The sequence below is a fragment of the bacterium genome (assembly GCA_022616075.1).
In the GTDB taxonomy this organism is placed as follows: Bacteria; Acidobacteriota; HRBIN11; order JAKEFK01; family JAKEFK01; genus JAKEFK01.
Map to the genome: position 1 here is coordinate 26,992 of JAKEFK010000149.1, position 6,987 is coordinate 33,978.

General features: G+C 49.7%; 7 protein-coding genes. 2 read left to right on the top strand and 5 right to left on the bottom strand.

Features of this window, described 5'->3' with window-relative positions; all coding sequences use genetic code 11:
- Positions 1–83: 83 nt before the first annotated feature.
- Positions 84–1,445 carry an NADP-specific glutamate dehydrogenase gene (gene gdhA, locus L0156_12120; GenBank protein MCI0603745.1) on the bottom strand — a complete coding sequence of 454 codons (1,362 nt, stop codon included), beginning with the start codon at positions 1,443–1,445 and terminating at the stop codon, positions 84–86.
- A 12-nt stretch (positions 1,446–1,457) separates the two neighbouring features.
- Positions 1,458–2,726, bottom strand: coding sequence for a serine--tRNA ligase (gene serS / locus L0156_12125; GenBank protein MCI0603746.1), 1,269 nt, complete (start codon positions 2,724–2,726; stop codon positions 1,458–1,460).
- 100 nt (positions 2,727–2,826) lie between these two features.
- On the opposite strand from serS, the gene L0156_12130 reads away from it, so the two are divergent.
- Together L0156_12130 and purH are read left to right on the top strand one after the other, a co-directional pair.
- Positions 2,827–3,567, top strand: a complete 741-nt coding sequence (locus L0156_12130) for a hypothetical protein (protein ID MCI0603747.1) — start codon at positions 2,827–2,829, stop codon at positions 3,565–3,567.
- Positions 3,564–5,108, top strand: a complete 1,545-nt coding sequence (purH, locus tag L0156_12135) for a bifunctional phosphoribosylaminoimidazolecarboxamide formyltransferase/IMP cyclohydrolase (protein ID MCI0603748.1) — start codon at positions 3,564–3,566, stop codon at positions 5,106–5,108. Before L0156_12130 ends, purH begins: the two co-directional genes overlap by 4 nt.
- 17 nt (positions 5,109–5,125) lie before the next feature.
- Here the strand turns inward: purH and L0156_12140 are convergent, their stop codons facing one another.
- The 3 genes from L0156_12140 to L0156_12150 form a co-directional block, all read right to left on the bottom strand.
- Positions 5,126–5,920 (bottom strand): hypothetical protein, encoded by a 795-nt coding sequence (locus L0156_12140; protein MCI0603749.1) that lies wholly within the window; start codon positions 5,918–5,920, stop codon positions 5,126–5,128.
- Positions 5,921–6,012: 92 nt separating this feature from the next.
- On the bottom strand, positions 6,013–6,486 hold the full coding sequence (locus tag L0156_12145) for a DNA starvation/stationary phase protection protein (protein ID MCI0603750.1): 474 nt from the start codon (positions 6,484–6,486) through the stop codon (positions 6,013–6,015).
- A 68-nt stretch (positions 6,487–6,554) separates the two neighbouring features.
- Entirely contained in the window at positions 6,555–6,893 is a 339-nt protein-coding gene (locus tag L0156_12150; protein ID MCI0603751.1) for an iron-sulfur cluster assembly scaffold protein, read from the bottom strand.
- Positions 6,894–6,987 lie beyond the last annotated feature (94 nt).

The following is a 6,987-nucleotide window of genomic DNA, read 5'->3' on the forward strand; positions in this document are numbered from 1 at the left end:
TCAAGGCAGAGACGCAGGGACGCAGAGAAAACAATCTAATGCTCTGCATCTCTGCGCCTCTGCGTTAAAAATAACAATTTTGGCTATACGAGGCCTTGATCCATCATGGCGTCGGCAACTTTCAAAAAGCCGCCGATGTTTGCGCCGTTGACATAGTTACCGGGGGTCCCAAATCGTTCCGCCATATCAACACAGGTCTTGTGAATATTCTTCATAATATTGTAGAGCCGCATCTCGGTTTCTTCGCTGCTCCATTGCAACCGCATACTGTTTTGCGTCATTTCCAGACCTGAAGTTGCAACTCCTCCTGCGTTTGCGGCTTTTCCGGGTCCGTAAAGAATTTGGGCATCGAGAAAAACGTTCACGCCTTCCAGCGTAGTTGGCATGTTGGCGCCTTCGGATACGACGTACACTCCGTTTTGAAGCAGGTTCTCAGCATCTTTCCTGTTGATTTCGTTTTGCGTTGCGCTGGGAAACGCACAATCGGCCTTATGATTCCAGAGGGGGTTAAATTCCATTTTCTGATCCACCGGCGTATACACTGCTCCCCTGTACTTGTCCGCATATTCCTGAATCCGCCCTCTCCGAACATTCTTCAGATCCATAACAAAATTCAATTTTTCCTCATGGATGCCCTCCGGATCGTAGATATAACCGCTCGAATCCGAAAGCGTAACGACTTTGCCTCCCAGTTGATTGATTTTTTGTACGGTGTACTGCGCCACGTTTCCGCTTCCCGAAACCAGACAGATTTTCTTATCGATGGCCTGCCTTCTCGTTTTCAGCATTTCCACGGCAAAAAAAACAGCCCCGTAGCCTGTTGCTTCCGGCCGGATCAAAGAACCGCCCCAGTTCAATCCTTTTCCCGTCAAGACTCCTGTAAATTCTTTTGTGAGCTTCTTGTATTGACCAAAAAGGAATCCGATCTCACGGCCACCGACACCAATATCACCGGCAGGAACATCCGTCTCCGGACCGATGTGACGATACAACTCATTCATAAAGCTCTGACAAAAGCGCATCACTTCATTATCGCTTTTTCCTTTTGGATCGAAATCGGAACCACCTTTGCCGCCACCCATGGGCAGCGTGGTCAAACTGTTCTTGAAGACCTGTTCAAACGCGAGGAACTTCAGAATCCCAAGATTGACCGACGCATGGAAACGCAAACCACCTTTGTACGGTCCGATCGCGCTGTTCATTTGAATGCGGAATCCGCGGTTTATATGAATTTCTCCCTGATCATCCATCCAGGGCACGCGAAACATAACCACGCGTTCCGGTTCAATAATTCTTTCTAGAATTTTAGCAGAGCGGTACTCAGGATGCTTTTCGATCACAAGCGCCAAAGATTCCAAGACTTCTTCAACGGCCTGATGAAATTCAGGTTCACTCGGATTCTTGGCTTTCACCGATGCAATCAGTTCATTTGAGTACGTTGACATACAGGTCTCCTTTTAAGAATGCAATGCCGTGAGATTCATATACGGGACAAGCGCTTCTGGAATTTTTACACTTCCATCCGGCTGCTGATAATTTTCCAAAATCGCAGCGACTGTCCGGCCAATGGCTAACCCGGATCCGTTCAAAGTATGCGCAAGACGCGTTCCTTTGCCGGCGGAAGGTTTATAGCGAATGTTCGCGCGACGCGCCTGAAAATCTTCGAAGTTGGAACAGGATGAGATTTCAACAAATGCATTTTGGCCCGGCATCCAGACTTCCAGATCGTATGTCTTTGCCGAAGAAAAACCCAAATCGCCGGTGCACAGAAGCATCACGCGATATTTCAAGCCGAGCCGTCTAAGAATTTCTTCCGCATCCTGCGTTAGTTGCTCATGTTGCTGATAAGATTCCTCCGGTTTTGAGAAGTGAAGAATCTCCACCTTGTTAAATTGATGCAATCGAATCAGGCCGCGCGTTTCCTGTCCGTACGTTCCTGCTTCTCGGCGAAAACAGGGTGTGTACGCAACATAGCGAATCGGTAAATCCGATTCGTTCAGGACCTCGTCACGGTGAATGTTCGTAACGGGAACTTCTGCAGTGGGAATCAAATATTGGTTCGTGTCCTGTAGCTTGAATAAATCCTCTTCAAACTTCGGCAAGTTCCCTGTTCCGCGGAGCGAGTCCGCATTTGCAATGAAAGGAGGAAGCACCTCCGTGTAACCGCGCGAGGTGTGAACATCGATCATGAAATTGATCAGCGCGCGTTCCAGCTTTGCTCCTGCTCCGCGATAAAGCACGAAACGGCTGCCGGCAATTTTTGCGGCTCTTGCAAAATCCAGGATGCCAAGTTTAACTCCAAGATCGATATGAGTTGCCGCTTTGAAATCAACTTCGACCGAACCTTGGTGGTTCCTCACTTCAACATTTTCAGAAGCTCCGGCGCCCACGGGAACGGAATCATGGGGAAGATTCGGAATGTTCAACAGGTAGTCTGACATCCGGGTCTCTGCACTTCGCACCACTTCGTCGAGTTGTCGGATCCGCTCTTTTACCTGTCGCATCTCTTCCATGCGAGCTTCCATATCCTCGCCGCGGCTTTTTGCTTCCCCAATTTCCTTGGAGACAACGTTGCTGCGGTGCTTGAGCTCTTCTACGTCGCGCATGCTGGACCTTCGCTGCTCAACAAGGGCAAAGAATTCCGTCAAATCTACCTGCAGTCCGCGGCTTTTCAGCTTGCGTTCCACTATCTCGCGGTTCTCCCGCACAAAACCTGCATCAAGCATAAACAGATATATTACCTCAGAAACAAAGTAGCGCGGACGTCCCGTCTGCGCAGATTCGCAGGCGAGACGCCTGCGCTACTTTGGTAAAATGGTAGGTCATATGAACTGCATATTTTGCTTTATTTGTTTGTTTCTTGTTACTGTCGTCGGTGAATCCTGGACGTCGCGAACATATCAGGTTGTGGTGGTTCAATCCACGAAACTGATGCCGGCGAGCTTTCAGCGAATCATGCGCCAACACAAAGAAGAGATCCTGCGCGGATCCTTAAAACCGGATGAGCAAGAAGAGGATTTTCACCGTTACGATCTGGGGAGCCGGAGCGGTTTCCTGATTGATCGTATTCAGGGGCTGACAAAGAGCATCCCGCAAAAAATTGCCACCCATGTGCCTTTTCGCGAAATTGCCGAAGATCTTGGGCGTCTCTCACACTATGCGTGTGATTTGAACGATCCCTTGATCCTGCTGGATTCGGATTCGCGGGAACCGGCATACAGAGTCGATTTTGCCATCTATTTGGAAAAGAACATCGAAAAATTTCCCTGGATTTTTGATGGTCATGAGCATTACTTGCTGGCGGAAGGCAATGTAAAGGAATACGTTCATCAACTGGCGCTTCACGTGTCAACGAAATATCCACGACTGGGAGAGGCATACTTCCCTCGTGGCACTCTCGTCTCTTCCGACACGTTCGACCCGCGATCACTGCCGTTCGGAATTGCGAGCCTAAGCTATTCCCATTGCATTACGAATACAGTGCAGCTCTGGTTTCATGCATGGAAAGAAGCGCACGGCGATATTACTTATACACCATTGTACAAACGAAAACGGAGCTCCCAGTGAAAATAAAGCGCGCGTTGATCAGCGTTTCAGAAAAGATCGGCCTTCTCACGTTCGCGGAAATCCTGAAATCGCTGGATGTCGAAATCATTTCTACGGGCGGAACGGCCCGGTTTCTAGAAGAGGGCGGAATTCCCGTCACTTCCCTTTCCTCCGTGACAAGTTTTCCCGAAATCCTGGATGGTCGCGTAAAAACCCTTCATCCGGGAATCTTTGGAGGAATACTCGCCATACGAAATGAACCGAAACACATCAAGCAAATGCAAGAGCATCACCTGGAGCCGATCGATCTGGTTGTGGTGAATCTCTATCCATTCGAAAAAAAAGCAGTCGCGGAAAATCTTGGTCTTGCGGACGCAGTGGAGTGGATCGACATAGGAGGTCCCTCTTTGATTCGAGCTGCTGCAAAAAATCATGCGTTTGTCACAGTAGTAATCGAACCGGAGGATTATCCCCGCGTTGCCGAAGAAATGCAGAAAAATGGCGGTATGGTATCACTCGAAACGCGCGTTCAACTGGCGCAAAAAGCTTATCAATTCACCTCCTATTACGATGCAACCATCGCAAACTATTTCAGCCGTTTGCTTCCCAAAAGCGATTTTCCTGCTTATTTCCCGGTAAATCTAAAACAGATTTCATCGCTTCGTTACGGTGAAAATCCCCATCAGGAAGCGGCTTTGTATCAGGATGTGACAATTGCGGGAGCGGCCCTTACAAGAGCCGAAAAGCTGCAAGGGAAGGAACTGTCGTTCAACAATCTGCTGGATTTTGACGCAGCCTTTCAGCTCTGTTGCGCGTTGAATCGCACCTGCGCGGTGATCATCAAACACAATAATCCGTGCGGAGTTTCGATTGATGATTCCGTTGCCGAAGCTTATCGCAAGGCGCGCGCTGCCGATCCCGTTGCCGCGTTTGGCGGTGTTGTAGGAATCCGTGGAACGGTCGATGAAGCAACTGCAAGAGTCATTACGGAAGCATTCATCGAAGGAATCGTGGCACAGGAGTTTACACCGGAAGCGTTGAAGATTTTTTCCACGAAGAGCTCGATGCGGCTTCTGAAACTGCCGGAGGAATGGAAGATTTCAGATCGCATAGATCTGAAAAAAATTACAGGCGGCGCTTTAATTCAGGACCGGGATGACATTCCGTTTGATAAAGCTTCCTGCAAAGTGGTTACGAAAAGGGAGCCCACACAGGAAGAATGGAAAGCGCTGGAATTTGCGTGGATTGTCGCTCAGTATGTGAAATCCAACGCGATTGTCTTCACAACTGCAATGGAAACTGTGGCTGTAGGAGCCGGACAAATGAGCCGGGTTGATTCTGCAAAAATCGCGCGGATCAAAGCGCACTCTTCCTTAAAAGGAGCGGCCGTCGGATCAGATGCGTTCTTTCCTTTTCGCGACGGTGTAGATGAAGTTGCGGCTGCCGGAGCAACATGCATCATACAGCCCGGTGGATCGATCCGTGATCAGGAAGTAATCGATGCAGCAAATCAGCACAACCTCGCGATGGTGTTCACCGGGATAAGGCATTTTCGCCACTAATCAAAGTAGCGCGGGCCTCAGGCCTGCGTCGCGGGCGGGACGCCCGCGTTACTTTGGTATTGAGGCATCGGGCGTTCGCAGCCAAAGACGGTGCATCGGCCGTTCAGCTCGAAGCATTCTTTATGGTGAGGAGTTCCGCAAAACTGGCAATATTGCACGGCATCGATCTCAGAAAGGTCCTCTTTGCAATACGCGCAACGTTTCTCGGAAATGAGCGGCTGCACAGGAATGTTGATTAGCTCCGGATCGCAAAGGTGAACAAGATCCTGCGCAAGGCGGATGAAATTCATCATCCTTACATCGTTCAGATCCTCCGGAGAAATCGTCTTCCATAACTTCATTCCGTACTGTCCGATTTGACCGGAAAATCCCGCTTGATTCAGTTTTTGCATGAGCGCAACAAAACCGACTCGCTCGCGTAACCCGCTCAACATCTGAGAATCTCGCGTCCCCATCAGGTAATGCGTCCCGGCCACTTTCGTTTTCGGTTCCAAAAAAGCGTCCAGGAATGCGTAGATCAAGCGGGGCAATCTGTAAAAAGTAAACCGTATGGGAAATGATTTCCGCAAACGCACGACCAGTCGCCGGGTATCAGAATTGACCTGAAGTTCTACCGACCTGTCCTGAGTTACATAAATTAGTTTTCGCCATCCGGCCTGATAAGCATTTCCGCCATACTGAGCGACGAGATCCTCAAATGCCTTGACCGCTCCATTGTACAGATCGTGCCGCCGCATTCTTCTGTGTCCCCAGCGGGTCGAAGAACGGAGCACAAAATAAAGGAAGATCAGCAGCCCAAAGAAAAAATGCATGTCTATAGTTTAATACGGCACATGCCTATGTGTAGTTCATGGTAGGGGCAGGCCTCGTGCCTGCCCTTTGAGGGCGACTATAAGGGGCGCCCCTACGAGAGCAAACTCCGCAACATCCAGGCCGTCTTCTCGTGGACCTGCATTCTTTGGGTCAGCAGGTCGGCTGTCGGCTGATCATTCACTTCCTCGACGAGCGGGAAGAGCGATCGTGCGGTTCGAATCACTGTTTCCTGACCGTCCAGAAGCTGTTGAATCATCCGTTCGGCGCTTGGCACGCCTTCCTCTTCACGAATCGATGTCAGTTTGGAAAAAGCCGCATACGAACCCAGCGCGGGAATACCCAGCGCGCGTATCCGTTCCGCAATCAAATCTACTGCGAGCGCCAGCTCGTTGTATTCCTGCTCAAACATCAAATGCAGTGTTTGAAACATAGGCCCCGTAACATTCCAATGAAAGTTGTGCGTCTTCAAGTACAGCGTGTAAGTATCGGCCAGTAGCCGCGACAATCCCTCCGCAATCTGCTTCCGGTCCTGCTCGTTAATTCCAATATCCATGATTTCCTCCATATGTTAAGGGTATGCATTTGTCATACATAGGTACAATTAATTAAGCATATCAGAATGATAAGATATATTTATGAAATCTTCCGCCAGTCTTCGAGCGCGGCGACAACAGCCTGCTCGGCCAAAACCGAACAGTGGATTTTTTCGGGCGGCAGTTCCCCCATCAACTCGGACATCTGTTCATTGGAGATTTTGCGCAGTTCCTCGACCGTTTTTCCAAGCACTAGTTCAGTCAACATCGATCCTGTTGCAATTGCGGCTCCGCATCCATAAACCTTGAATCGCGCTTCTGCAACCACACCCCCTTCTATTCTCATGTGCAGTTGCAGCAGGTCTCCATCGGCAGAACTGCGCACGCGGGCGCGCGCGTTTGCATCTTCAAGCTCACCCACGTTCCGCGGGTTCTTCACATGGTCAAGCACTATCGCCGAATATTTCATAGCTCTTTAACGCAGAGGCGCAGAGAAAAACGAAGAATAATTTATCATCTCTGCGTCTCTGCGT